Raw genomic sequence first — 25,123 nt, 5'->3', positions numbered from 1 at the left:
CCGGCAAAACGACAGACCGACAGGCCGCCCGGTACAACCAGCGGAACAATAAGCCCGCGAACAGCCCAGCGAGGCTGCCAGAACCTCAAATCACTGCGACCTCTTCAACAAAATAAGCTCTTTTTGTACGGCGCTCGTCTGGGTCTACATGTGATCCATCGCCTACCGTCCGAGGACAGCCCCCCACCCGGGACGATGACATGGACATGCGGTTGATGCGTCATCGCCGAGCCCCAGGTATGCAGCACGCTGGTCATGCCGATCCGCGCACCCAGATGCTTGGGATCAGCGGCGATGGTCAGGAGCGTCTCAGCCGATGCCTTGAACAGCAGGCCACAGGCCGCAGCTTTGTTTTGATAGGCGATATCGGCGATCTGGGCCGGCAACGTGAACACTACATGGAAGTACTCGACGGGCAGCAGGTCCTCCATGCGCGCCTGCATCCAGTCCCGCGATGCGGCACCCTGGCACTTCGGACAGTGCCGATTGCGGCACGAGTTATAGGCGATGTGCTCATAACCACACTTGGTGCAGGCCGCGACATGGCCTCCAAGCGCAGCGGTCCGGCAGGTCTCGATAGCAGACATCACCTTCAACTGCGGCAGGTTTAGATGTTCGGCGTGCTCGCGGCGATAGGCCGGCCCATGGGCGCGGAAGATATCCGCGACCTCCAGCTTTGGCCGGTACATGGGCCGGGATCAGCCGGAGCCAGCCCCCCGTCGCTCCAGCAGATCGAGCGGGCTGGTCACACTCTGGATCGTCTTGGTCGCCACCTTGGTATAGATCGTTGCGGTCTCCAGCTTGGCATGACCCAACAGAACCTGGATGACGCGGATGTCGGTCCCGCCCTCCAGCAGATGCGTGGCAAAGCTGTGCCGCAGAGTGTGGGGTGACACCTTCTTTTTGATCTCGGCGAAGTCGCAAGCCGCCCCAAACGCGCGGTTGAACTGCCGGGTCGAGATCGGGTCGACCCGGTTGCGCGCGGGAAAGAGCCAGCCCGCGGGACGGGCTTCGCGATAATAGTCGCGCAGCAGTTCAAGCAGGCTTGGCGACAGCATCACATGCCGGTCCTTGCGGCCCTTTCCCTGATCGACCCGGATCAGCATCCTGTCACTATCGATATCGGGCACACGCAGATGGCTTACTTCGCTGGCCCGCCGCCCGCCGCCATAGGCGACGCTGAACGCTGCCCTGTATTTGAGGCCCGGGCCCGGGGCAACTTCGAGAATGCGCGTGACCTCCTCGGCGCTGAGCACGACCGGGATCTTCTTCGCCAGACGCTGATGGCGCATGTGCCGCTCCATCTCGGGCCGGGCGCAAGTCACCGAGAAGAAAAAGCCCAAGACGCTCAGCCGGTTGTTAAAGGTAGGTGCACCGACACCCCGTTCCTTCATGTCGAGTTGAAAGGCGCGCAGATCCTCAGGTGTCGCATTGTCCGGCGAACGGCCCGGAAATTGCGTGAAGTCGCGCATCGCCCGCAGGTACATGGTCTGCGTTTTCGGCTGCAGACCCTTGATGCGCATATCTTCGAGAAACCGCCGGCGCAGAGCGGGAACGTGTTGATCAGACATGGAAACCTCCTGTCATCGGATTGAGAAGGTCCCAATCGTCCGACAGGCGCGCCTATCTACCAAATCCCGGCGCCCAGATCGGCGCGCGCCACTTGCCTCAAGCGCCAATACCGCGAGAGCGGTTTCCTCCTCGTCCCGCATCTTACCCATTCATGCGGTGCGCCGTGGATGGTGGGTTTACGGATAGGGCTTTTCGTCATGAGCATACGCTTTCGCACGTCGTCGGAAGCGATCCCAGATACCTGACCCATCCTGCCCCACGTAACGCGTTGAAATCCTTGGCTTCAGGCCGCATTGCGTCGGGCAGGCTTTTGGGATGATGGCTTAGTTCAGGACTGCGCTCACATTGTCGCTGGTGGCCGCCGCGCCGCCAGGGGCCGCTTCGATAAAGAGGAACGGCGCCTCCGTGGGGGCCCCGCCATCGGCGCGGATCGTCTTCCACAGGCGGATATGGCCCAGGGCCGTATTGGCCTGGTTGGCGATCATGGTCACGGTATTGGGGCGGATGACATCCGTGGGGGTCGCGTTCAACTCACCCGCCACGCCGAACCGGCTGTTGGTCTTTTCGACATCGTTCACGAACAGGCGCACGATCTGGCCGGGATAGTCGACCACCACGCGCACCGTGTTGAGCTGGGTCGTGTCGGCCACGGCCCCGGTGAAGGTCTGGTTGAAGGCGAAACTGCCATTGCTGTTGGTCTTGGTCACCACGGTCACGTCACCCGATGCGGTCAGGCGGACATTGTGATGGCCCCCCTTGACGTAAAGCAGGCCCGCCGCCGCCGTGCCACCGGGATACTGGAGCTGCGCCTCCAGCGTCCATTGGCCGGTGCCGCTGAACCAGGGGCCGGCATATTTGCTGAAATTGGACGGCAGTACGTACAGGCCCGATGGGGTCGGTAGGGCATTGGCCGCATTGATCACATCGGTATCGCTGGGCAATTGCACCTTCAGCCCGTCCCAGCCCGCGACGCCCACATCGACGATGGCGCGGTGTTTCGGGCCGTCATTGACGTAATAGGTGTGGCTGTTGATGGCCGGCCCGCCCGAGAAGGGTTCAAAGTAAAGCGTGCTGAGCCCGTCAAACGTGGCCCCGCCATTGGGATAGACCAGGATCTCCCCTGCGGCGGCCGGGGTCGTGGTGCCGGGGCTGACGATCAGGGCCCGGGTGATCTGATCCCCGGGTTCGGCGGCCAGGCCCAGCACATCCCCCTGGAACAGCGGATCGGCGGCGGAGGGCAGGGCGGGCAGGCCCTGCGCCTTGGCCACGGTGGTGATCGGCCCGGCGCTGGAGCCCAGGCGCACATGGTCGGCCTCCCAGGTGATCTGGTCGATCTGGGGCAAGTCGAAATCCAGCACGCCCACATCGCGCAGGGTCAGCGCCATCAGGGATCGCGCCCGCTCCATCACGCCGTAATCGCTGTCGGCGGTATAGTGGGAGACATCGCCCCAATTGCCGCCCTCGGTCGTGCCCAGATGGGCCAGGTTGTGATCACCGCTTAGGATGACCGTGTCGGGGAAGGCGGCGGCCAGTTGGTTGCGCGAGCGCAGGTGGCGATAGGCGGCGGTCTCTTCCAGGAAATTGCCGGTGCCCGGATAGACCCCGCCAAAGCCCGACCCCTGGACGACCAATGCCGTGTCCCCCGTGGCAAGCCCCGGCAGCAGATCCAGCCAGGTATGGTCGACCGTGCCATTGCCATCGGGCAGGGCGGCGGGGAAGCTGGTGGCAAAGGTCGCCCCATTAAGGTTTTTGTTCAGGAAGGCCGCGGCGACGTAGCGGGCATATTCCCCATCGCTGTTGTTCAGGGAATTGGTGTGGGACAAAAGGAACGCCCCGATCGTGGCCCCATCGGCGGTGACCGCATCGAACAGGGCTTCGACCACCTCGAACCGGCGGCGATCATCATTATCGCGCAAGGTCAGGGTCTGGGCCACGCCGGATTTGTTATCCGACACCATCAGCACCTTCAGCCCCGGTGCGTTCTGGGTCAGGATCGAGGCCATCTCGGCCAGGGGTTTGGTGCGCGGGGTGGCATCGGTGACAAAGCGGAAATTGCCGACCGTGCCGGTATCGGTGTCGTTCTGGCCGCCGCGATTGTTCAGGTCGATGATCTGGAACGCCTCCGGGTCCAGGATCGGCTGGTGGGTGACGGCGGCATTGGCGTTCAGCCCGTCATAATCCTTGACGATGCGGAAGCCGTTGGACTGTTCGGAAAAGACAAAGATCAGGCCGGTGCCGAACCGGTGGGATGTGGTGGCCGCCACGGCCGGATTGGCCTTGAGCCGCACTTCGGGGCGCATCCAGTTGGCATTCTGGCCGGTGCTGACCTGGCCTGCCCAATCGCCCGACCCGTTCGTGGTGGCGATATCGGCCCAGGGGGCCACTTCGCTGCCAGCCTCGGTCACGATCCGCGCCTGGATCACCGCACCTGCATCGGACGTGCCCGACAGCGGAATGGCGGCGCTGTCACGCCCGACGGCGAGGCCTGCATCAAACAGCGTTCTGTCGCGCGAAAACTCCGCCAGGGTCAGCTGGGTGGGCTGGCTTGCCGGGGGCGCCACGGGATCGCTGACCGTGACCGTCCCAGTGGAGATCAGGGTCTGCCCGCCTAAGGTCACCACCGCTTCGAGCACCCGTCCCAGATCGGCCTGCAACACGGTATAGCGCGGGCCGGTGGCGCCGGGGATGTTGGGCCCGTCCGCTTCGCGCCACCGGAAGGTGGCCTGGCGCGCCTGATCGGCGGTCAGCCCCAGAATGTCGATCACATCGCCCGGGCTGGCCGTGGATGTGCTGAGCACGATGGCCGAGGCCGCCGTGATGTTCAGGCCCAGATTGAGTCCCATCTTCGCTGCTCTCCTGCAGTGGCGAAGCCACCGGTCCACCTGTTGGAGAGACTGCAAAGCCAGGCACAGGATCCAGAGGATCACGCCAGTCGCAGGTCCGGGTCGCCGGGAAGCCTCTGGTCTATCGGTCATGGTCACGCTCCGGCATATCCGTGCCGGCACTCTAATCGCGGCCCGGCAGAGACGGCAATCGGGGGATCGGCCAGCCCTGCCGGACGGCGCGCACCATAAGGGCAGGGCAGGGCGCGTTGCCGCCGATCCGCCTGACACGGGCGGGGCAGTAAGGGTCGGTTAAGCGGCGCGGGGGGCGCTTACGGCTGGGGCCGAAACAGGACCCGCACGTCGGTGTGGACGTTCCTGCAGATCGCAGCGGGTGCGCCTGAAAAGCCCAAATTGACCGATGCTGCAGGGCGCTCAAATGTCAGCTTTCGCGGCGCGAGCCATAAGTATATCGACATCTAACTAGTTATAAACTATATCGTATATAACCGGTTAGATGTAGGTAGATCAATGGACCCTGTCAGAAACCCATTCGCGCCCGGCGCGGGCTCACAACCACCGGAACTTGCCGGTAGAGATGAGATTATCTCAGACGCAGACACTGCTTTGAAAAGGATGTTGGTTGGAAAGCATGCGCAATCTCAGATGCTGCTTGGATTACGCGGGACCGGCAAAACTGTTTTGCTCAACACTATCGAAAACGCTGCCGAAGAAAATGGCTACCTAACATCTGTTATCGAAGCACCGGAGGATAAACCTCTTGCTGAGCTTTTATACCCAAAGATGCAACAAGTGCTCCGAAAACTGTCGTTGATAGAGAACGCTAAAGCAAAAACGCACGCCGCAATGAAAGCTCTGAGAAGCTTTGCCGGTGCATTCAAAGTGCAGATCGGGGACCTGTCAGTTTCCGTTGACCCGGAACCAGGCGTAGCGGATAGCGGAAATCTGGAATACGATCTCCCTGATATGTTCGTCGCGATTGGGAGCGCTGCAAAAGCAGCTGGCAAGGGTTGGTGCCTCCTCATTGATGAGGTCCAATATCTCAAATCAAGTGAGCTGGCAGCGCTCATTGTTGCTATCCACAAAGTTGGTCAAAAACAGCTTCCAGTCATTTTTTTTGGCGCAGGGCTTCCGCAGCTGGCTGGTCTTTCTGGCGATGCCAAATCATATGCCGAACGGCTCTTTTCTTACCCAAAAGTTGGGGCTCTCGATGAAGAAGCCGCCTTGAAAGCAGTACGAGGACCTATAAGGGAGGAAGGCGAAGAGATAACCGACGGTGCCCTGAGTGAAATCAACAAAATCACCGAAGGTTATCCATACTTCTTGCAAGAGTGGGGCTTCCAATCATGGAATACTGCTGACAAGTCACCGATTGATGCTAGCGACGTCAAGAATGCCACCAACAGTGCCTTGAAGAGACTGGACGATGGTTTCTTCCAAGTCCGGTTCGACAGACTAACACCAAAGGAGCGTGAGTACGTGGTTGCGATGGCAGAGCTTGGCAAAGGCCCTTATCGCTCTTCAGAAGTCGCCGAACGTCTGGGTGAGCCTCCTTCCAAGCTTGGACCTCGTCGAGCGCAAATCATCGACAAGGGAATGATTTACAGTCCTCAATATGGCGATATAGATTTCACTGTCCCAATGTTCGACGATTATCTCCGGCGGAATTGGGAGCTAGGCGGCTCAAAAAGCTGAGTCGTGACCGTAAGCAGATTTCGATTGCAGAAAAGATCTGGAAAGCTGCCATTGGGGCAGCCGCAGCGAAAGCTCCCCTCGTCCGCGTCTAATCAGTTCTCAGTCGTTTTACGGAACGGCAGGTGTCATAGCACTGCTCTTGTTTAAGAAGGTCATCGTACCGGCCATATGAAACCCGTAAGGCGAACAGGGCCAATTGCCCCGGTCACGCCTGCCGATAATGGCAGCGGGCCGCCGGGGGCGGCACCGCTGGAGTGGCTCGCTTGACCAACGGGCCGGGTCAACTGGGGCGTTTTACCACAGACCGGTGACGCGATAGGATTTCGCACGTTGCTCTGCGGCCTGGCGTTCAAGTTCGGCCTGGTTGCGGCGGGTGTGATGGTGGCGCCAATGGTCTGGCGCGGCCCAATCCTCGGTTCGAGCCTCGGTCCGGGTTGCGACGCGCAGCGCATCTGCGATAACTGTAAGCATGGCTTTTCCTTTCCAAAGGTGATGCCCTGAAGCTATCCTCCATAGTTTGGTATTACGAGATTTTATGATTTCTAAAATGTTAGCTGAGCTTTCATATGGATTGGCGTGATATCCCCTCCCTCGCCGCCTTGCGCGCGTTCGAGGCCGCCGCCCGGGCCGGGTCGTTCAGCCTGGCCGCCCGGGAATTGAATGTCACCCATGCCGCCATTGCCCAGCATGTGCGCGCGGTCGAGGCGCATTTGCAGACCTCCCTCCTGGTCCGGTCTGGCCGCGGCGTTGCCTTGACAAAAGCTGGGCAGCGCTTGTCGGCCTCCCTGGCAGAGGGGTTTGGCGTGATCACCACGGGCGTGCGGGCCGTGGCCGCCGATATGGCCGCCCGCCCGTTGCAGGTGACCCTAACCCCCAGCTTTGCCGAACATTGGTTGATGCCCCGCCTGGCCGGTTTTTGGTCGGCCCATCCCGATATCACCGTTTCGATAACGCCAAACAGGGAGGTTGTGGACCTGCGCCGCGACAGTTTCGACCTGGGGATCCGCTATGGGCGTGGGGGCTGGCCGGGACTGGAGGCCGTGCACCTGGTCCAGGCCGATTTCGTCATTGTGGCCGCGCCTGCGCTGTTGCAGGGACAAAAGGCGGATACCTTCGACGACCTGGCCACATTGCCGTGGATCTTTGAGACCATGCATTACGAACAGCGCCGGTGGCTGACCGACCTTGGGCTGAATCTGACGGCCTGCCAAGTCAAGCAGGTGCCCACGCTTAGCATGTTATTGCCAGCACTTCGGGTCGGTGCGGGTGTTTCGGTCATCGCCGGCCCCTTGGTTGAGCAGGACATCGCCCAGGGCAGGTTGGTCGCCTTGATGCGGGAGCGCCGGCAGGGATTGGCATACTATATCATTCATCCGCCCGGTCAGCTTTCTGATCGCGGGGCGGTGTTCAAGACATGGCTGCTCGGCCAGACCAGCCCCTAGAGCGTCTGACGAAATACCTGAAATATCGCGTATCACGTAACGCGTTGAAATCTATGATTTCAGGTCGTGTTACGTGATTCAGGTTTTTCGCATGACGCCCTAATCTTCTTGCCCGAACAGGACACGCAACCCATGGCCTTTTACATTTGCCACAAAAAGCCAAAAAAACGACCTCAAACCGGTCGTAAGAATTGGTTAACGCTCGCTTGATACGGCGGAAGCCATGGCCTAGGGACGGCCTTGGATGGCGCAATCAGTCAGAAGGACATGCCATGGACTCGCAGACCTCAGCGGTCCCCCAGATTTCGGTCCTGCTGCCGGTCCATAATGGTGTGCCCTATATCGAAGAAGCGCTGCGCAGCGTCATGGGCCAGACCTTCACCGATATCGAGATCGTGGTGATTGATGATGGCTCCACCGATGACACGCCACAGGTCCTGGCGCGCCTGGCCGCCGAAGATCCGCGCATCCGCGTGATCCGGCCCGACACCAACCTGCGCCTGCCCGGCGCGTTGAACCTGGGGCTGGACCATGTACGGGGCGCTTACGTGGCCCGGATGGATGCCGATGACATCTGCGAACCTGACCGGCTGGCCCGGCAACATGCCTATCTGGAAGCCAATCCCGAGATCACGCTGATCGGCTGCAGCGTGACCCGGATCCGCGGGGATGGCACGCCGTTCCAGGTCAGTGTGCGCGGGCAGGACCCGTTTGCCGCGCGCTGGATGACCCGCTTTGTCATGCCGTTCCGGCATCCGACATTCCTGTTCCGCCGGGATGAGATGCCCTTGCGCTATGATCCGGCCTGTACCGTGTCGGAGGATTACGATATCCTGGCTCGCCTGAGTGCGGACCATAAGATCGCCTGTATCCCGGATGTGCTGCTGCGCTACCGCGAACATGACGGATCCCTGACAGGCACCAAATGGAAGCTGATGCTGGCCGAGGCCAAGCGGATTGCCGTGCCCGTGCAGCAGGCGGATCTGAGCCCCCGTGTGTTCGAGGCGCTGGCGCCGTTTCGCGCCGCCTATTACGACCAGACCCCGCTTGACCGAGGCGGGCAGGCGGCCCTGTTCAAGGGGCTGAAAATGATGATCGAAGAAGATGCGCGCACCTCGCCTTCCCACCGTGCCTGGGTCACACGGCAAGCAGCGCAGATGGCTGCCCAGGCCCTGTTGCGCGCGGGGACCGGCAAGGTCCAGGTGGTGCAGGCGTTTCTGATGGCCGGGACCAGTTTCATGCCGGCCCTGGCCATGCGCTTTCTGGAGACCCGGCGCGCCTTGCCGGCCCCGCTCAGGTCTGAACCTCAAACCTGACCGCCCCGGCGGACGGTTGGGATTTGGATATTTAAGAACACATAATGGGAAGAGGGTGCATGTCTTCGATCGTCCGTCTTTCACGCAAATCGAGTTCTGTCTGGGCCATGTCCGTTCTCGTTGCTTTTCAGCAAGACAGGGGTCGATTCCGGTAAGGGGCAGGATCGTATCATAAGGGTTTTCTGCTTGAATTTTTCCACCGGTATTCGCCCGTGAGCAGGATGTGGGCCCATCCGAGGGGCGAGATATGCGACAGAAATTTTGGTGAGCAATCGAGACCGGCGCGATTTCGTGCTGTTGCGGCGTGCCCGAGATGCTTTGTGTTCCAGTAGATGATGATCACGGCCAGCAGGTTCAGACCGGCCATACGATAATGCTGCCCCTCGGCGGTGCGGTCACGGATTTCGCCCTGGCGTCCAATGCGCAGGGCGTTTTTCAGAGCGTGATGGGCCTCGCCTTTGTTCAGTCCGATTTGGGCGCGACGCTGCATGTCGGCATCAAGCAACCAGTCGATGATGAAGAGTGTCCGTTCTACCCGCCCGACTTCCCGGAGTGCCAAGGCCAACTCATGTTGGCGAGGATAGGAAGCCAGTTTCTTGAGGAGCTGACTGGGTGGGATAGACCCAGACGCCATGGTCGCAACGGCGCGCAGAAGGTTAGGCCAGTTTTGGCGGATCAGGTCTTCGCGGATTTTGCCGCCGATCATGTTGCGCAATTTCTGAGGCGTTGCCGCAGGATCGAAGACATAGAGCCGTTTCGAGGGCAGGTCGCGGATGCGCGGGATGAAGCGATAGGAGAGCAGCGATGTGACGGCAAAGACATGATCCGTGAAGCCGCCGGTATCGGCGTATTGCTCTTTGATATTCTTGCCAGCCTCATTCATCAGCAGGCCATCGAGAATGTAGGGTGCTTCGCTGACGGTCGCAGGAATGTCCTGAGTGGCAAAGGGGCCAAACTGGTCAGAGATGTGGGTATATGCTTTGCGGCCTGGGTCGTTCCCATATTTCGCGTTGATCAGGTTCATGGCTTCGCCCTGCCGGGACGCAGGGAAGAATTGGCCGTCACTTGATGCGGTTATGCCGGTTCCCCAGAAGCGCGCCATGGGCAGATCAGATTGGGCTTTGATCACCATGGCCAGGGCACGATTGATAGCATCGCTTTCGACATGCCACCGGGAGATGCGCGAGAGCTGGAAGTAATCATGCGTGCTCGTTGCCTCTGCCATTTTGCTCAAGCCAAGGTTCAAGCCCTCGGCCAATAAGACGTTCAGTAATCCGATTTTGTCTGCACATGGCACACCTGTGCGCAGGTGGGTGAAGGCTTCGGCAAATCCGAGTTCGTCTTCCACATCCATCAGAATGTCAGTGATGCGCGCGTCTGGCAGGCGGCGATACAGATCGAGCACCAACTCATCCGCTTCGGGCGGTACGTCATGCTTCAAGCAGTCAACATGCAAGATGCCATCTTCAATGGTGCCGCCGGGGATGGCCTCGTTTCGCGCGGCTTTGGCGAGACGTTTCAAGCCATCGGCCATTCGCGCTTTCTGATCCAAGTATCAGGATCGAAGGGAACGGCCAATCGTGGTACCGATTTTGCGGCTTCGACCGGAACAAGTGCCTGTTTGAGATCAGCGTAACGCTTGGAATGCGCGAGCCAGATGTCGCCTGACCGAAAAGCATCACGCAGATGAAATAGGACAGCCACTTCCCACAATCGGTGATCGTGTTCTGTTTCGGTCCTCAGATGCCTGTGCCACTTCGAGGTTTTGCGAAGGACCCCGATTGGTCGCATGCCCGAGACGGCCTCCCCAGATAGAATCTGTGCTGCTTTCAAGAGTGGGGTGCTGACGGGTGCGGCCTCAACATCTAGGGCCCGCAGCATGCGTGGCGCATATCGCCGGAGGCGTAGATAGCCTTGTTTGACATGACTGAGCGGATCTGCGGAAAGCGCGCTGGTCAGCTTCGAGGATTGCGCGATCAGGGTTTCCAAACCAGCCCATCCGGGATGATCTGCAATGGCGCCATTCAAGTCGGAACCATCGGCTCTTGCCGCCAACAACACTGACCCAAGTTCTGTCAATGAGCGTAGCGTCTGTTCAATGGTCACCTTCTGAGCATCGACCCGCGCGTCACAGATTTTCTTGGCTTCTCGCCAAGTCTTCCCAACGATCCTATCGTGGGTTTCGACAATGGCGTCCGCGATGGCAGCGGCCCATTCGATGGCGCAGACAGCCAAGATCGCAAGTCGCCGGTCACTGGATATGTCGCGCAAGCCGTCCGCAAAGTAACGCTCACCTTGGCGGCGCAGGCGGGTGACCCTGTGGGGCGGAATATCGTCGAGGATATCGGGTTGGAGATTGAGCCCCTGCAAAAGCTCCAGACGATCCAAAAGACGACATGCATCGGCGGAATTGCTACCCACTTCAAACTGGCGCGGCCAGACAAAACGGGTGATCCGGTCGTCAATCAGTTCAGACAGCAAACCGTCAAGCTTGCGCTTGGCATCGTCACTGACCCGCTCGACGATCCTGGTCTCAATCCGCCGTTCGGCAGCAACCAGGGCGTCCGCGCAAAGCCTTTCAACGGTGGTGATCCCAGGTACGATGATCATGTGCTGGCGGCACCGTTCGACAAACCTTTGGGCGAGATCGGCATTGGATTGTGCGGTTTCAGCTTCGCCAGCCAACCAGTCGGTAAGATCGCGAGCGCCGCGCCCGGTGAACATCTTGTATCCGTAAATTTCACGCAGGTCGGCCAAGTGTTCGCGCCGAGTTTCAGCCCTGTGCGCATACTCGGTCAGATCGTCCGGGTTCAGGCCAAGCTGCGCGGCCAAGAAGTCTGTGATCTCTGATGGAATGACTTCGCCCGGCACCAATAACCGCCCTGGATACCGAAAGGCGCTGAGCTGCAGTGCAAAGCCAAAACGGTTGTGCGCCCTGCGCCGAGACTGGATGTGCTCGATGTCATCATCGGCCAAGGTGTAATGGCGCAGCAGCGTTTCCTGATCTGTCGGCAAGTCAAAGAGCACGGCCCGTTGGCGGGCGTTCAAAATCTGTCGTCGTGGCAAGGTATCTTCCTGAATGAGAGATAACGGCTGCGTCCGAAAGACGGACGCTGAGCGGACAGAGTCAAACGAACACACGCGCCACATGAAACCACTGCTTTTGTCGTCTCATATATCTGGTACGATTAAATTTGCAAAAGAGGCCCCTTATCCGTACACTTTGCCTATGACTGCGACAAAAATTGGATACGCCCGCTGCTCCACCGACGGCCAAGACCTCACCGCCCAGAAACAGGCGCTCGAAATGCTCGGTGTGACCCCGGATCGCGTCTACACCGACCATGGCCTGACCGGCACAAACCGTGCACGGCCTGGGTTGGATCAGGCAATTGCTGCTGTGAGGGCAGGCGACACTCTGGTTGTACCCAAGCTCGACCGGCTTGCTCGTTCCGTTCCAGATGCCCGCGCCATCGCCGATCAGCTAGAAGCGAAAGGCGTGAAGCTCGCCTTGGGCGCATCTGTCTATGACCCCACCGATCCAATGGGAAAGATGTTCTTCAACATCCTCGCCACCTTCGCCGAGTTCGAAGCCGATCTTATCCGCATGCGCACCCGCGAAGGCATGGCTATTGCGCGGGCCAAGGGGAAGCTGCGCGGCAAACAGCCCAAATTATCGGAGAAACAGCAGCGCGAGCTAGCTCGTATGCACGCCACCGGGGAATATTCCATCAGCGATCTGGCCGAGGTCTTCTCCGTGTCGCGGCCAACCGTCTACCGAACTTTAAATCGAACAAAAAACATATGAGGTATCTAAAATCCGATCTGGGTCTTCTCTTGCTGCACGCACTCCCGTTCGGCCCAGAAATGTGGTCGCAGCAAACGGCCATTTTGCCGAACAAGACATACGCCCCCGATCTCTATACATTCGGAAAACACATCGAAAACTGGGCTAAGCAGGCCCTCGTTCAAGCGCATGAAGGCAAACTGGTTGTTGTTGGCTGTTCTGTTGGGGGATCATGCGCACTTGAGATTGCCGCCCTCGCACCCGAACGGGTTGCAGCGCTTGTGCTGATTGGAACAAAGGCGGGTCATAACCCTGAACCCGATTTCTTGAAGGCTGCCATTGATCTCTTGGAAAACAAAGGCGTTAAAGCGGCTTGGGCCACATACTGGGAGCCACTGCTTTCATCAGCACCACAGAAAAGCCAGGCACGATCAATCGCATTGGATCAAAATGTGGATCATCTCGTCAACGGATTGACCGCCTTCCACACTCGGCCTAACCGCGAAGAAGACCTCGCCAACTGGCCGTTTCCCGTACATGTCATGACCGGTGAAGACGACCAACTGCCTGGCATCAGCTATAGCCGCTCAATGGCCGCCCGTGCGAAGCATGGAACTTTGCATATCGTAAAATCTGCTGGGCACTATCTTCCGATCACGAACGCCGATCAGGTCAACAAGCTCATCAAAAGCGTCGTGGACAGCTACACTCACCAAGCTTCCGTGAATCCTTAGACCAGATGAGCGTTTTGCGGCGGGCGTGGTGCCCGTGATTTTCTCGGCGAACACAGGATTGTTCGACGGAGGAGATACGGATGAACAAGACGCTTTATGTGGGATTGGATGTTCACAAGGACACGATTGCAGTGGCTGTTGCAGAGGACGGCAGGAATGGCGAGATGCGGTTTCATGGAACGGTGGTCAATTCAGCTGATGCCGTTTTACGGCTTACGAAGACGCTTAGGAAGAATGGACACACGCCCTCATTTTGTTATGAAGCTGGGCCCTGTGGTTACGGCATTCATCGGCACTTGACGAAGCTTGGGTTCGAATGCGCGGTCGTCGCACCAACGATGATCCCACGTAAAACAGGCGATCGGGTAAAGACAGACCGGCGCGACGCTGAAATGCTGGCACGGCTTTGGCGGGCGGGCGAACTGACCCCGATCTGGACACCTGATGAAGAGCAAGAAGCCATGCGTGATCTGATCCGTGCCCGCAAGCAGGCGATGGATGCGGTGAAGACCGCCAAGCAACAACTCTTGAGCTTTCTGCTGCGACATGGCCTTTGTTACGAGAACGGGAAGTACTGGACGCAGCGCCATCGCCGTTGGCTTGCTGAGATGCGCAAGTTCCGGTTCCCGCATCAGCAGCTGGCATTCGAAGAGTATAAACGCGCCCTTGCCCAGGCAGAAGATCGGGTTGCAACATTGAACACAGCCATCGAAGACGCTGTTCCAGGCTGGCATTTTGCGCCCGTTGTTGATGCTCTGCGCGCCTTGCGCGGCGTGAACACCACCATCGCAGCCACTGTGGTTGCCGAGATCGGTGACATCACCTGGTTCGAAAACCCCCGGCAGTTGATGGCTTGGCTCGGTCTTGTCCCGAGTGAGCACTCCAGCGGAAGCACGACGCGACGTGGACGGTTGACCAAGACGGGCAATGCACTGGCGCGCACGAGGCTCGTCGAGGCCGGGTGGTCATATCGCCACCCTCCGAAAGAAGGGCATCCATACCTCAAGCGTTCGGCGCATTTGCCCCAGCAGATCAAGGATATTGGCTGGAAAGCCCAGACCCGCCTATGCAAACGGTATCGCGCTCTGAGCAGGACAGGCAAACCTCAACCCCGCGTCTTGGCCGCTATTGCACGGGAACTGGCCGGGTTCGTATGGGATATTGCCAGGAAAACACCGCTCAAGGCCTAAACGACCCAGCCAGACTGCCTGTGCAGTCCGCTGGAGATGGTGGCCATTGATGGGGAAATCCTCGGAGTGCGGTGGGGCGAACCCCCGGTCTTAGAGAGAGGCAATCCCACGTCGTATTTGGTAAGGCGGTATCCAATCCGCGGATGAGAGCATGACAACACTCGATTGCGGCAACCGTCTCCAGCGCCTGTACAGGCTACAAACTTTGACCATCCCGCGCCAGTGGGGTAGTCTCATCGTGCCGGGAAGACCAAAAACGCTCATGAGAGCGTACTATTTCGCCCCCAGCCCTAAGCGACCCCTAAAGCAATGAAGTTTAGGTTTATCGAAGAACACAGGTGTAGCTTTCCAGCCAACCGCCTTTGCGATGTCGTCGGCGTTAGCACGCGCGGATTGCGAGCCTTCCGCAGCCGTCCGGCCAGTCGTAGGCAACGGTCTGATCTGGTGATGCTTGCGCACATCAAAGAACAATCCCGTCTCAGCCTGGGCAGTTATGGTCGGCCACGTATGACCGAAGAGCTCAAGGAGATTGGTCTGAATGTCGGGCATCGCCGTGTTGGATGCTTGATGCGTCAGAACGGCATATCTGTTGTCAGGACGCGCAAACACAAGGTGACTACAGACAGTGACCACAAGTGCAATATCGCGCCAAACCTGTTGGATCGCGGCTTCAACTCTGATGTCCCAAACCAAACGTGGGCGGGCGACATCAGTTATGTCTGGACGCGCGAGGGCTGGTTGTATCTAGCCGTGATCCTAGATCTGCATTCGCGGCGCGTCATCGGCTGGGCAATGAGTAACCGCATGAAGCGTGACCTCGCGATCCGGGCGCTGAAGATGGCCATCGCGTTCAGGCAACCACCCAAAGGCTGCATCCATCACACGGATCGTGGCTCGCAATATTGTTCTCATGACTATCAGAAAATCCTGCGCCAGAACGGGTTCAAGGTATCGATGTCTGGGAAAGGCAATTGCTATGATAATGCTGCCGTCGAGACGTTCTTCAAAACAATCAAGGCTGAACTGATCTGGCGGCATCCTTGGGAGACACGACGCAAGGCTGAGATGGCCATCTTGGAATACATCAACGGCTTCTACAATCCGCGCCGCCGCCACTCAGCATTGGGTTGGAAAAGCCCGGTCGCATTCGAACGCAAGGTGGCCTAAACAAGCACCAGGGGCGGCACGAAAACGCGACAGGTCCACATGTCAGCCGGTCATTCGGGGGCCGCCCGACAAAAACGGCGCGTGGGATCACGCGCCGTTTTGATGTTTGGGTGCGGTCGCCTGCCAGATCGGCGGCGACGCGCAATTTACTTTGCGGTGCGGCGGCGGCGGGCCATCGCCAGGATGCCCAGGCCACCGATCAGCAGAAAGCCTGCTGCGGGCAGGGGAATCGGTGCGGGGGGGAATGGTATCTCATCCGTTGGGCCCACAAATTCGAAATCACCTGCGAACAGGAAGTTCCGACCGGATCCAACACCACCACCGGCTTCAAAGCTCAAATCAAAGCTCGACAGACCATCAAAGGCAAAGACAACTGCCGCCTGCTCCTGCTCATCCGTCAGCGTATCCGAGTTCGTCACGTTGGGCACATTCACGGCCGCAGCGCCACCCACTGTCACGGCACCGGGTGCCGTGGACACATCCAGAACCGTGTCGACCCGGGTGATGGTCGTGCCGGGCGATGTCAGGGTCAACTGTTCCTGCCCGGCAAAGTCCAGGTCAAAGAAGGCCATTTCCACATCTGTCAGCGTGGCCGATCCACCGGTCGCGCTGTCGATGAAGGAAAACCGCAGATCGGCGGTTGTGCCCGTGGCCACGTTGATCTGGCCGTCATTGCCGTTGACCGTACCGTTCTTGGTATCGCGGCGCGAATCCCAGGATGATCCGCCGATGGTGCTGATCACCAGATCAGTGCCGGATGCCACATCCGAGAAAGTCAGCGTATCGGTGACGGCATCAAAGGAGCCCGCGCTGAAATCCAGCGATATGGCCGATGAAATGGTCGGAGCTGCTGCAAGCGCAGCCGCGGCCAGGAGAATCTTTGCAGAGTGTATCAAGGAAGAATTCCTCTTGATCGGTTTGCATTCAGTACGTTTTCAGAAACTCGAAAGGCGACTGACCGCCACATTTGTGCCGGACGAAGCCACGGAAAAAACACAGTTGGGGAGTGCCGTCTTTTTTACCTCTGGTCAAGCAGCTTCGTCAGCTACCCAGGGTTGAATGGCGGCCTATTGCCCAAATGCCTAAATCATTTGCGCAAAGAAAAACGGCGCGTCTGCAGACGCGCCGTTTTATGACTGTTCGGTGACCGTTTCCGGCCGGATCGCTTAACTGCGGCGGCGGGCCACAGCTAGGGCGCCCAGGCCACCGATCAGCAGGAAGCCTGCAGCGGGCAGCGGCACGGGGGCCGGGAAGTCGATCGTGGTCGTGTCGGTGGTGAAGGCGAAGTCATCATCAAAGATGAAGTTCCGGCCCGAACCCAGCGCACCGCCAGCGTCAAAGCTCAGATCAAAGCTCGACACGCTGTCGAACGAAAAGATCACGGCGGCCTTTTCCTGATCTTCGGTCAGCGACGAAGAGTCGGTGACATTGGCCACGTTCACGTCGCTGGCACCGGTCAGTGTCACGGAACCCGGCTCGGTCGAGACGCCCAGGGCGGTGTCGACGCGGGTGATGGTGGAAGCTGCCGTGCGCAGGGTCAGCTTTTCCTGGCCAGCGAAGTCCAGATCAAAGAAGGCCAGGTCGATATCGGCCAGGGTCGCCGCACCGCCGGTGTCCCGGTTGATGAACGAAAAGCGCAGATCGGCCATGGTGCCAGTTGCCACGTTGATGCGGCCGTCATCGCCATTGGCGGTGCCGTTGCGCGCATCGTTGTTGGATGCCCAGGAGGTGCCACCGATAGTGCTCACGACCAGGTCGGTACCGGCTGCAACATTCGAAAAGGTCAGCACGTCATTGACGGCGTCAAAGGAGCCAGCGCTGAAATCCAGCGACGCGGCCGAAGAGATGGTTGGCGCAGCAGCAATAGCAGCGGCACCCAAAAGCATTTTTACGGTATGCGACAAGGTCACAGCCTTTCTATGGGTTCGTTTCTGAGCACCGGGCGGACCCGGAACGTTGGCGGCAGATATATCCAACGGCATCTCCACCGACAACGAATTTCAACCCGATTTGAGGCGAATGCTGCATTTGCATCCCAGGCGTGTGTCCATTGGTCCGCAACCCCGAACAGAATGTTTTCATATCGGCAACGAACCGCGGTTCAAAAATATTACAATGCATTGATATTAAAATACAAATATTGAATTGTGGCGCCCTTGTGGCAGGCCTGTGGCGATAGCGCTCCGGTCGTGTCATAATTGGGTTTCCAGGCTTTTTTGCCCCGCGACACCAATGGTGGCGAATCAGTCACCATTTTGGTGTACCATCGCCCATCGCCGCCCTGCAGCATTTACGGATTCCAGGCCCATGCCGATCATACGAACCGGACCCTCTTTGACCTTCTACGCCCATGTGCCCAAATGCGGCGGATCCTCCATGGCGCAGTACCTGACCGACAGGTTCGGCCCCATCGCCTTTCACAACCCCTATTTCCTGTCGCTGAAACCAGAGAACCGCTGGTCGAAAAGCTCGCCCCAGCATATCGACGTGACCAGCCTGCACCGATTGTTCCCCGAAGGTTTCTTTGACCATGTCTTTACCTTCGTGCGCCATCCCGTGGGCCGGATCATCAGCGCCTATCATTTCCAGGTGGAGGTCGAGCGATCGGTCTCCGAAGCGGTCTCCTTCATCGACTGGCTTGACGAGATCGAGGACAGGTTGGCCGAGACGCCGTTCATCTTTGACAACCACATCCGCCCCATGGCCGATATCGTGCCGGACGGCGCCCAGGTCTTTTACATGGAGCACGGGATGGATGCGGTGATCCCCTGGCTGGATGATGTGGTGGGCGAAAAGACCGGCCCGCGCGCCCTGCCCCGGGTCAATGAACGCAAAAAACCCGCCAAGACAGACACGGCCCCCATCGTGCCCGATGATGCGATCCTCGACCGGATCGCCCGGATCTATGCCACCGATTTCGACCGGTTCGGGTACACGATCGGGGAAAAGATGCCCGCCGCCCCTGCCCCGGACCTGCCCGCCGATGTCATCGCCGCGCGCGATGCCGCGCGCAAGGCCCATGGCACGCCGGGCAAGCAGTTGAAACGCAAGGTGCAGGCCTTGTTCGGGAAATGACCGCAATCGACCCGTCCGACCGGCCCCGCAGGGCCCGTGCCGGTCTTGGCCAGCCCGGCCCCACTCAGGCCCCCCCAGCGCGGCCGGGCCTGGCCAAGGCGGGCTGGAAAAACGGCTGGACGATCTGGGTCGCGATCTTTCTGATCGCCACGTTCCAGCCCATGACACTGGATGTGGCGGGGATCTATTTCAACGGCGCCCGGCTGATCTGTTTTCTGATCATGATCCCCCTGACCATCGCCTGGCTGCAGGGCAAGGCGGGCCGGATCATGACAGCCGACCTGCTGCTGATCGCCTTTTGCTTTTGGATGATCCTGTCGCTTTTGCTGCACCAGGGCGTGGGCACGGCGGTGAATTACGGCGCCTCCCAGGCGATCGAGATCATGGGCCCCTACCTGCTGGCGCGCCTGGCGATCCGCAATATCGAGGGGTTCCTGCATTTCGGCCGCTGGCTTTTGGGACTGACCCTGTTCGTTCTGCCCTTCGCCGCGTTCGAGGCCGTGTTCGACCGACAGCCGCTGCGCACCCTCTTTGACGTGGTCCCGGTCTTTGGCCTGATCACGCCGGTGGATTACGGCGAACGGCTGGGCCTGACCCGGGCCCAGGTCAGTTTCGAACATCCCATCCTCTATGGCGTCATCGTCTCCATCGGGTTTTCCCTGGCCTGGGTGGCGCTGCGGGCGACGCAGATGGGCATGACGGGGCGGATATTGCGGGCGGGCGGCGTGTTCCTGGCCACGTTCTTTTCGCTGTCCTCTGGGGCGCTCGCCTCGGTCATGGTGCAGATCATCCTGATCGGCTGGGACACGGTCCTGTCCCAGGTCAAAAAGCGCTGGCAGATCCTGTTGGGGATCATCGCGTTCTTCTACACCGTGCTTGAGATTGTCTCGAACCGCGGCCCGATCATCCTGGCCATCTCGTATCTGACCTTCAGCGGCGGCACGGCCTGGAACCGGGTCCTGATCTGGCGCTATGGCACGGATGAGGTCTGGCGCTATCCCCTCCTGGGCCAGGGCCTGTTCGAGGATTGGGAACGCCCGGTCTGGATGGTCGCCTCGATCGACAATTACTGGCTCCTGATCGCCATGCGCTATGGGTTGCCCGGGATCATCCTGGTCCTGACCGCCATGGTCCTGCTGATGCGCGGCAACTGGCGCCAGGACTGGAGCGCGATACCCGCCTATGCCGCCTGCCGCGATGCCTATGTGTTCACGCTCTTTGCGCTTTTCATCTCCTTTGCCACCGTGGCGGCCTTCAGCGTGGCGCAGTCGCTTTTGTTCTTCTTCCTGGGCAGCGGGGTCTGGCTGATCCAGATGGCCGAGGCGCAGCGAAAAGAGGCCGAGCGCACCCGCCATGACACGGCAGACCCCGATGACGATATGGGCGCCCTGGTCCCGCCGGATCTGGAAGACGACCAAAGCGTGCCCGCCCTGGACGAGACCCGCAATCGCGGCCCCCGCGGCAGGCTGATCTATTCGCGCTTTGCCGCCAAGCCGGGCCGCACCGGGCGCAAGGCCGCGGCCTCCGTGGATCAGACCACATTACCAAGCCAGGCCAGATCAAGCCAAGCCAGGCCTGCCGCGTCAAAGGCGGCCCCAGCCCCCCGGGCCCCCGATGCGGAGCGCCCGTCCGGCCCGGTCCAGCCCGCAAAGGCGCGCAAGCCCCGCCATATCGAACGGAAGCCGCGCCCCGGCCCCGGCCCCAAACGCCCCTGATCCAGAACAGCCTCACCCTTGGCCCTGATCCCGACACCCGTCCTGGCACCGCCCCTGGGCGGATCCGGGGGCGCGGCAATTCCCGTCCGCGCCAAAACACCTTACATCAGAGGGCAGGCCCCGCGCCCTACCCCGCCCTACCCTACCCCGCCCCGCCCCAAAGGATCCCGCCATGTCCGTTTCCCCGCGCCGCCTGCTGCCGCTGATCGCCTGTCTGCTCTGCCTGACCCCGATTGTGACCGCGCCTGCCGGGGCGGCGCATATCCATGCCACAGCTTCGCCCCAGGCCGCCCGGCCCGACACAACGCCGCCACAGATGGCCGGTTTGAACACATCGGCGCCTTGCACGGGCGCTGCCGCCACAGCTTGGCCACAAGGTGTTGAAAATACGTCTGTTTGTGGGGGGGCAGGCAACAAAACCGTCACGAAGACACCTCCGTTGCTTAAACCTTCCTTTAACGCTTTCGCAGATCCTGCATCGGCGTGGGGGCGTCGTGGGATCAGCGGGTTTGCCAGATCCCACATCGTAAACGTGGGTGATGTAACCGTGAGTGGTTTTGTGTTTGAGGTAGACAGTGCTGCGGCGCTGCGCGAGGTGTTGGCAACGGCGACAGGCGGGGACACGGTCATATTGGCCGATGGGGATTACGGTTTCCTTAAACTGTCCCAGCAATTCAGTGAAACAGTTACAATTCAGGCGGCCGAAGGGGCCGATGTCAGCTTCAGCGGTCTGAAGATGACGGGCAGCCGGAACCTGACCTTTGACGGGGTCACGTTCGATTACCAATTCAAACCGGGCGATCAGTTGCTGGAGCGCGACTTCACCGTGCAAAACAGCCATGACATCACCTTTACCAACATGGTCTTTGATGGCGACGTGGCCGCGGGCCTGAGCGAGATCGATGACGGCTATGCGGCGGGCTTTGGCCTCCAGGTCCGCGGTGGGTCCGGCATCACCGTTCAACAGTCTGAAATAAAAGGGTTTTACAAGGGTCTCTCCTTCAGTGGCACCAATGATGTCACCGTGCAGGAGAATGACATCCACGGCATCCGGTCCGACGGGATCAACTTTGCCGCCGTCCAGGGCGGGCAGATCCTGGACAACCACATCCACGATTTCGCGACCAATACCAAATTGGCCAACAACCATGCCCAGGCCGACCACCGGGACATGATCCAGATCTTTACCAAGGGCACCAGCCGCCCCTCGACCGATATCACGATCGACAACAACCGGCTTGATATGGGGGCTGGCGGCGCGACCCAGGGCATCTGGATGCGCAATGAAGAGGTCGATCACGGCAAGGCGGGGGAGGAGATGTTCTACCGCAATGTCACCATCACCAACAATCTGGTCATCAACGGCATGGCCAACGGGATCGGCGTGGGGGAGACCTTTGGCCTGACCGTGACCAACAACACCCTCCTGCCCGCCCCGGGCGTGGATTGGCCGCCGACCCCGGTGATCCGGGTGCAGCCCGCCTCCCGGGATGTGCAGATCACCAACAACGTCGCCAAGGCCGTGAACGTGCAGGACACCGCCACCAAGCAGATCCGCGCCGAGGGGGAGACCGATACCGACTGGACCCTGGACCGCAATATGACGATCCAGACCCGGGATCCGGATGCGCCGGGATATCTGGGCGATCTGGTCATTGCCACCGGCGGCGGGGCAGGCTCCTATATCCCGCGTCCAGGCAGTGCCCTGGACGGGACCGGCGCGGGCTCTGCCCTCCTGGCCCATGACCCGACCCCCGACACCCTGACGGCCCTGGCCGTGGTCGCCGAAGACGGCGCGCGCAACAAATTGAGTTTCGATGCGACACTCAGCGCCGGGCCAGGCGGCATCCTGGGGGCAGATGCCCGCTATACCTGGGATTTCGGCAATGGCCAGACCGCCGAAGGGCCGGCCATCGGTTATACCTACCCCGATCCCGGCACCTATACCGTGACCCTGACCGTCGAAGCCGCCGATGGCAGCCGCGACGTGATCCAGACCACGGTCGATATCGCCGGTCCCGACGTATTCTCCTTTGACGGGGCGACAGGCGTGGCCGCCCGGATCGACCATGGCGTTGCGAAAGAGCTGAACACCGCCCTGCCCCTTGTCGATCTGGCCGAAGGCGGCCAGGCGATCAAGATGGCCGGTGATCAGGCGATTGCCCTGCCCCGCTCGGCCTTCGATGGCTATTACGGCGCGTCGGGCTTTGGCCTGGACCTGTCTTTGCGCATGGATGACGGCACAGCCAATGCCGGTCAGGTGATCCGCTTGCACAAGGCCATGGTTGTCCATGTCACGGGCAAGGGCGAGGTCCAGCTGGAACTGACCCCGGACGGCGCCAGCAAGGCGATTAAACTGACGACCAAGGGCGCGGGCCTACAAGACGGGCACTGGCATGACATCCACATCCACTGGAACGGTATCTCGGGCGAGATGGAGATCCTGGTCGATGACGCCGTGCTGGCCTCGCACGTCCTGGAGGGGCAGTTGAAACCCCTGCAGAACTGGGCGCCCAGCCTGGGCTCCCCCTGGCACAAAAGCTTCACCGGAGAGATCCGCCAGATCGACCTCCAGGCCGAACCCGATGCCTATGCCGCGGCCCGGGATCTGGGGCCGCAGCCGATCCGCAAGGCGGAGGCCGGCTGGCCCGATATCTTTGACTTCGACGGCACGACCGGGACAGCCACGCAGTTTGCCGATGGCACCGAAACGGTCTTGGATCTGGACCTGCCCCTGGTCGCTACCGGCGATGGCGGCCAGGCGATCAAGATGGTGCGCGACGGGGCGGTCGCCCTGCCGAAATCGGCCTTTGCCGATTTCTATGGTGCCGACGGGTTTACGCTGGATCTGTCGCTGCGCATGGATGAGGGATCCGCCAATGCGGGCCAATTGCTGCGCGTCCATAAATCGGTCGTGATCCATGTCATCCATAGCGGCGAGATCCGCCTGGAGGTGATCCCAGAGGGCGCGACAGAAGCTTTCGACATCCGCACCAAGGGCGCTGGCCTGTTGGACGGCGCCTGGCATGACGTGCAACTGCGCGCCGATGGTGTGGCAGGCGTCATGCAGATCCTCGTGGATGGGGAGGTCCTGGCCGAGACCGCCTTTGAAGGCCCGTTGAAACAGCTGGAGCATTGGGAGCCCACCCTGGGCTCCACCTGGCATCAGAATTTCACCGGCCAGATCCGCGAATTCGACTTGGCCGCCCTGCCCCCGACCCCGCCGGAAGAGGGGCCCGACTGGCCCAATATCTTTGACTTCGACGGGGCCACCGCCACGGCCACTCAGTTCGACGGCAGCGGCGCGACAGCACTGGACTTGGACCTGCCCCTGGTCGCCACCGGCGATGGCGGCCAGGCAATCAAGATGGAGCGCGACGGGGCGGTCGCCTTGCCGAAATCGGCCTTTGCCGGGCTTTATGGCGCGGAGGGGTTCATCCTGGATCTGTCGCTGCGCATGGATGAGGGATCCGCCAATGCGGGCCAATTGCTGCGCGTCCATAAATCGGTCGTGATCCATGTCATCCATAGCGGCGAGATCCGCCTGGAAGTGATCGCCGAGGGTGCGACAGAAGCTTTTGACATCCGCACCAAGGGCGCTGGCCTGTTGGACGGCGCCTGGCATGACGTGCAACTGCGCGCCGATGGTGTGGCAGGCGTCATGCAGATCCTCGTGGATGGGGAGGTCCTGGCCGAGACCGCCTTTGAAGGCCCGTTGAAGGAGGTTGATGTCTGGGACCCGACCCTGGGCTCCACCTGGCACCGGAACTTCACCGGCCAGATCCGCGATTTTGAACTGCAGGCCGCCCCGGAGGCGGAGGATATCCCGACCCCGGTCGATCCGGTTTCGTTCGATGCGCTGCTGGCCCATATGGAGCTGCAGGACACCATTGCCTTTGGCTTTGGCGCATCCGACCATATCCTGGAGGATGGCCGCACCGTTCAGTTGGACGGGGTCAGCCTGGCCGAGGGCGGGTTCGAGATCGGCCGCCATGTCCCCTTGGAAGAGGCGGCCCGAATGGGCGTGAGCCTGGTCTTCACTCCCCATGGCACCGCCGTGGAAGAAGGGCAGCTTCTGGCCCAGGGCGACCGGTTCAGCGTGGCATTCGAGGATGGCAAGCTGGCGATCAGCGCCCGCCTGGCCGATGGGTCGAGCTACCAGGTCCTGTCGGATATACTGGAACTGGAGGATCTGACATCCCACCGCCTGCTGGTCCAGATCGATGACGACACCGACATCCTGCGCGCCGTGATCGATGACGAGATCATCTTTTACGAAACCGGGCAGGATTTCGATCTGGGGGACGGCACACAGGAGGCCTGGTCCCTGGGAGATCCGACCGGTGGCGCCACCCTGACCGCCCATATCGACCAGGTCCAGATCTTTGGCTTCGGCGAAGAATGGTTGGCGTAACGCCCTGTTATCCAAAGGCGGCCACCCCGGTTTGGGGTGGCCATTCTGACACTCTAGCGGGGGCGCTGCCCCCGGCAGCCCTTGGCTGCTCCCCCGAAGTATTTTCACCAATAAGAACGAGAGATGTTTCGCGCGCGAAACACCCCCATCATGTGTCCAAAAATATCCCGGGG

15 protein-coding genes and 3 pseudogenes are annotated in these 25,123 nt (G+C 60.4%); 11 read left to right on the top strand and 7 right to left on the bottom strand.

Translation table 11 applies throughout. The features are described 5' to 3' along the window. Positions 1 to 140 precede the first annotated feature (140 nt). The 3 genes and pseudogenes from IU397_RS21965 to IU397_RS21955 all read right to left on the bottom strand — a co-directional run. Positions 141 to 689, bottom strand: a pseudogene (locus IU397_RS21965) (transposase zinc-binding domain-containing protein); the annotation flags it as partial. A 9-nt stretch (positions 690 to 698) separates the two neighbouring features. Then, positions 699 to 1,571, bottom strand: coding sequence for a site-specific integrase (locus IU397_RS21960; protein WP_204417678.1), 873 nt, complete (start codon positions 1,569 to 1,571; stop codon positions 699 to 701). A 324-nt stretch (positions 1,572 to 1,895) separates the two neighbouring features. Further along, positions 1,896 to 4,415, bottom strand: coding sequence for a hypothetical protein (locus IU397_RS21955; protein ID WP_204417676.1), 2,520 nt, complete (start codon positions 4,413 to 4,415; stop codon positions 1,896 to 1,898). Positions 4,416 to 4,925: 510 nt separating this feature from the next. Here IU397_RS21955 and IU397_RS21950 point away from each other — a divergent pair. Continuing rightward, positions 4,926 to 6,110 (top strand): ATP-binding protein, encoded by a 1,185-nt coding sequence (locus tag IU397_RS21950; RefSeq protein WP_204417674.1) that lies wholly within the window; start codon positions 4,926 to 4,928, stop codon positions 6,108 to 6,110. Between the two features lie 294 nt (positions 6,111 to 6,404). On the opposite strand, the gene IU397_RS21945 is transcribed toward IU397_RS21950, so the two are convergent. Beyond that, positions 6,405 to 6,581 (bottom strand): hypothetical protein, encoded by a 177-nt coding sequence (locus IU397_RS21945; RefSeq protein ID WP_204417673.1) that lies wholly within the window; start codon positions 6,579 to 6,581, stop codon positions 6,405 to 6,407. A 95-nt stretch (positions 6,582 to 6,676) separates the two neighbouring features. Between IU397_RS21945 and IU397_RS21940 the strand changes: the two genes are divergently transcribed. Further along, a complete protein-coding gene (locus IU397_RS21940) occupies positions 6,677 to 7,552 on the top strand; it encodes a LysR family transcriptional regulator (protein ID WP_204417671.1) in 876 nt (291 codons plus the stop codon). Positions 7,553 to 7,824: 272 nt separating this feature from the next. Further along, positions 7,825 to 8,868, top strand: coding sequence for a glycosyltransferase family A protein (locus IU397_RS21935; RefSeq protein ID WP_204417669.1), 1,044 nt, complete (start codon positions 7,825 to 7,827; stop codon positions 8,866 to 8,868). Between the two features lie 169 nt (positions 8,869 to 9,037). Here the strand turns inward: IU397_RS21935 and IU397_RS21930 are convergent. Beyond that, positions 9,038 to 11,934, bottom strand: a pseudogene (locus IU397_RS21930) (Tn3 family transposase). Positions 11,935 to 12,097: 163 nt separating this feature from the next. On the opposite strand from IU397_RS21930, the gene IU397_RS21925 reads away from it, so the two are divergent. From IU397_RS21925 to IU397_RS21910, 4 genes and pseudogenes are all read left to right on the top strand, one after another. Next, complete coding sequence (locus IU397_RS21925) at positions 12,098 to 12,676, top strand: recombinase family protein (protein WP_204417688.1); 579 nt, start codon at positions 12,098 to 12,100, stop codon at positions 12,674 to 12,676. A 29-nt stretch (positions 12,677 to 12,705) separates the two neighbouring features. After that, a complete protein-coding gene (locus IU397_RS21920; RefSeq protein WP_204417667.1) occupies positions 12,706 to 13,389 on the top strand; it encodes an alpha/beta fold hydrolase in 684 nt (227 codons plus the stop codon). An 80-nt stretch (positions 13,390 to 13,469) separates the two neighbouring features. Further along, the gene (locus IU397_RS21915) at positions 13,470 to 14,579 is read left to right on the top strand and encodes an IS110 family transposase (protein WP_204417665.1); all 1,110 of its coding nucleotides are present in this window, start codon (positions 13,470 to 13,472) and stop codon (positions 14,577 to 14,579) included. Between the two features lie 300 nt (positions 14,580 to 14,879). Further along, positions 14,880 to 15,746: pseudogene (locus IU397_RS21910) on the top strand (IS3 family transposase); the annotation flags it as partial. A gap of 146 nt (positions 15,747 to 15,892) precedes the next feature. Here IU397_RS21910 and IU397_RS21905 read toward each other — a convergent pair. After that, positions 15,893 to 16,489, bottom strand: a complete 597-nt coding sequence (locus IU397_RS21905) for a VPLPA-CTERM sorting domain-containing protein (protein WP_370541755.1) — start codon at positions 16,487 to 16,489, stop codon at positions 15,893 to 15,895. Here IU397_RS21905 and IU397_RS21900 point away from each other — a divergent pair. Further along, complete coding sequence (locus IU397_RS21900) at positions 16,476 to 16,805, top strand: hypothetical protein (protein WP_204417663.1); 330 nt, start codon at positions 16,476 to 16,478, stop codon at positions 16,803 to 16,805. The genes IU397_RS21905 and IU397_RS21900 overlap by 14 nt on opposite strands. 107 nt (positions 16,806 to 16,912) lie before the next feature. Here the strand turns inward: IU397_RS21900 and IU397_RS21895 are convergent, their stop codons facing one another. Further along, complete coding sequence (locus IU397_RS21895) at positions 16,913 to 17,650, bottom strand: VPLPA-CTERM sorting domain-containing protein (protein WP_239479989.1); 738 nt, start codon at positions 17,648 to 17,650, stop codon at positions 16,913 to 16,915. A 403-nt stretch (positions 17,651 to 18,053) separates the two neighbouring features. Here IU397_RS21895 and IU397_RS21890 point away from each other — a divergent pair, with 403 nt between their 5' ends. The 3 genes from IU397_RS21890 (at position 18,054) to IU397_RS21880 (ending at position 24,950) form a co-directional block, all read left to right on the top strand. After that, entirely contained in the window at positions 18,054 to 18,821 is a 768-nt protein-coding gene (locus tag IU397_RS21890) for a sulfotransferase family 2 domain-containing protein (RefSeq protein ID WP_204417659.1), read from the top strand. After that, the gene (locus tag IU397_RS21885; protein WP_204417657.1) at positions 18,818 to 20,536 is read left to right on the top strand and encodes an O-antigen ligase; all 1,719 of its coding nucleotides are present in this window, start codon (positions 18,818 to 18,820) and stop codon (positions 20,534 to 20,536) included. Before IU397_RS21890 ends, IU397_RS21885 begins: the two co-directional genes overlap by 4 nt. A gap of 172 nt (positions 20,537 to 20,708) precedes the next feature. Beyond that, positions 20,709 to 24,950 (top strand): PKD domain-containing protein, encoded by a 4,242-nt coding sequence (locus IU397_RS21880; protein ID WP_204417656.1) that lies wholly within the window; start codon positions 20,709 to 20,711, stop codon positions 24,948 to 24,950. Positions 24,951 to 25,123 lie beyond the last annotated feature (173 nt).

The sequence above is a fragment of the Actibacterium sp. 188UL27-1 genome (genome assembly GCF_016901225.1).
Classification (GTDB): Bacteria; Pseudomonadota; Alphaproteobacteria; order Rhodobacterales; family Rhodobacteraceae; genus 188UL27-1.
This window is presented reverse-complemented; position numbering and strand designations above follow the sequence as displayed.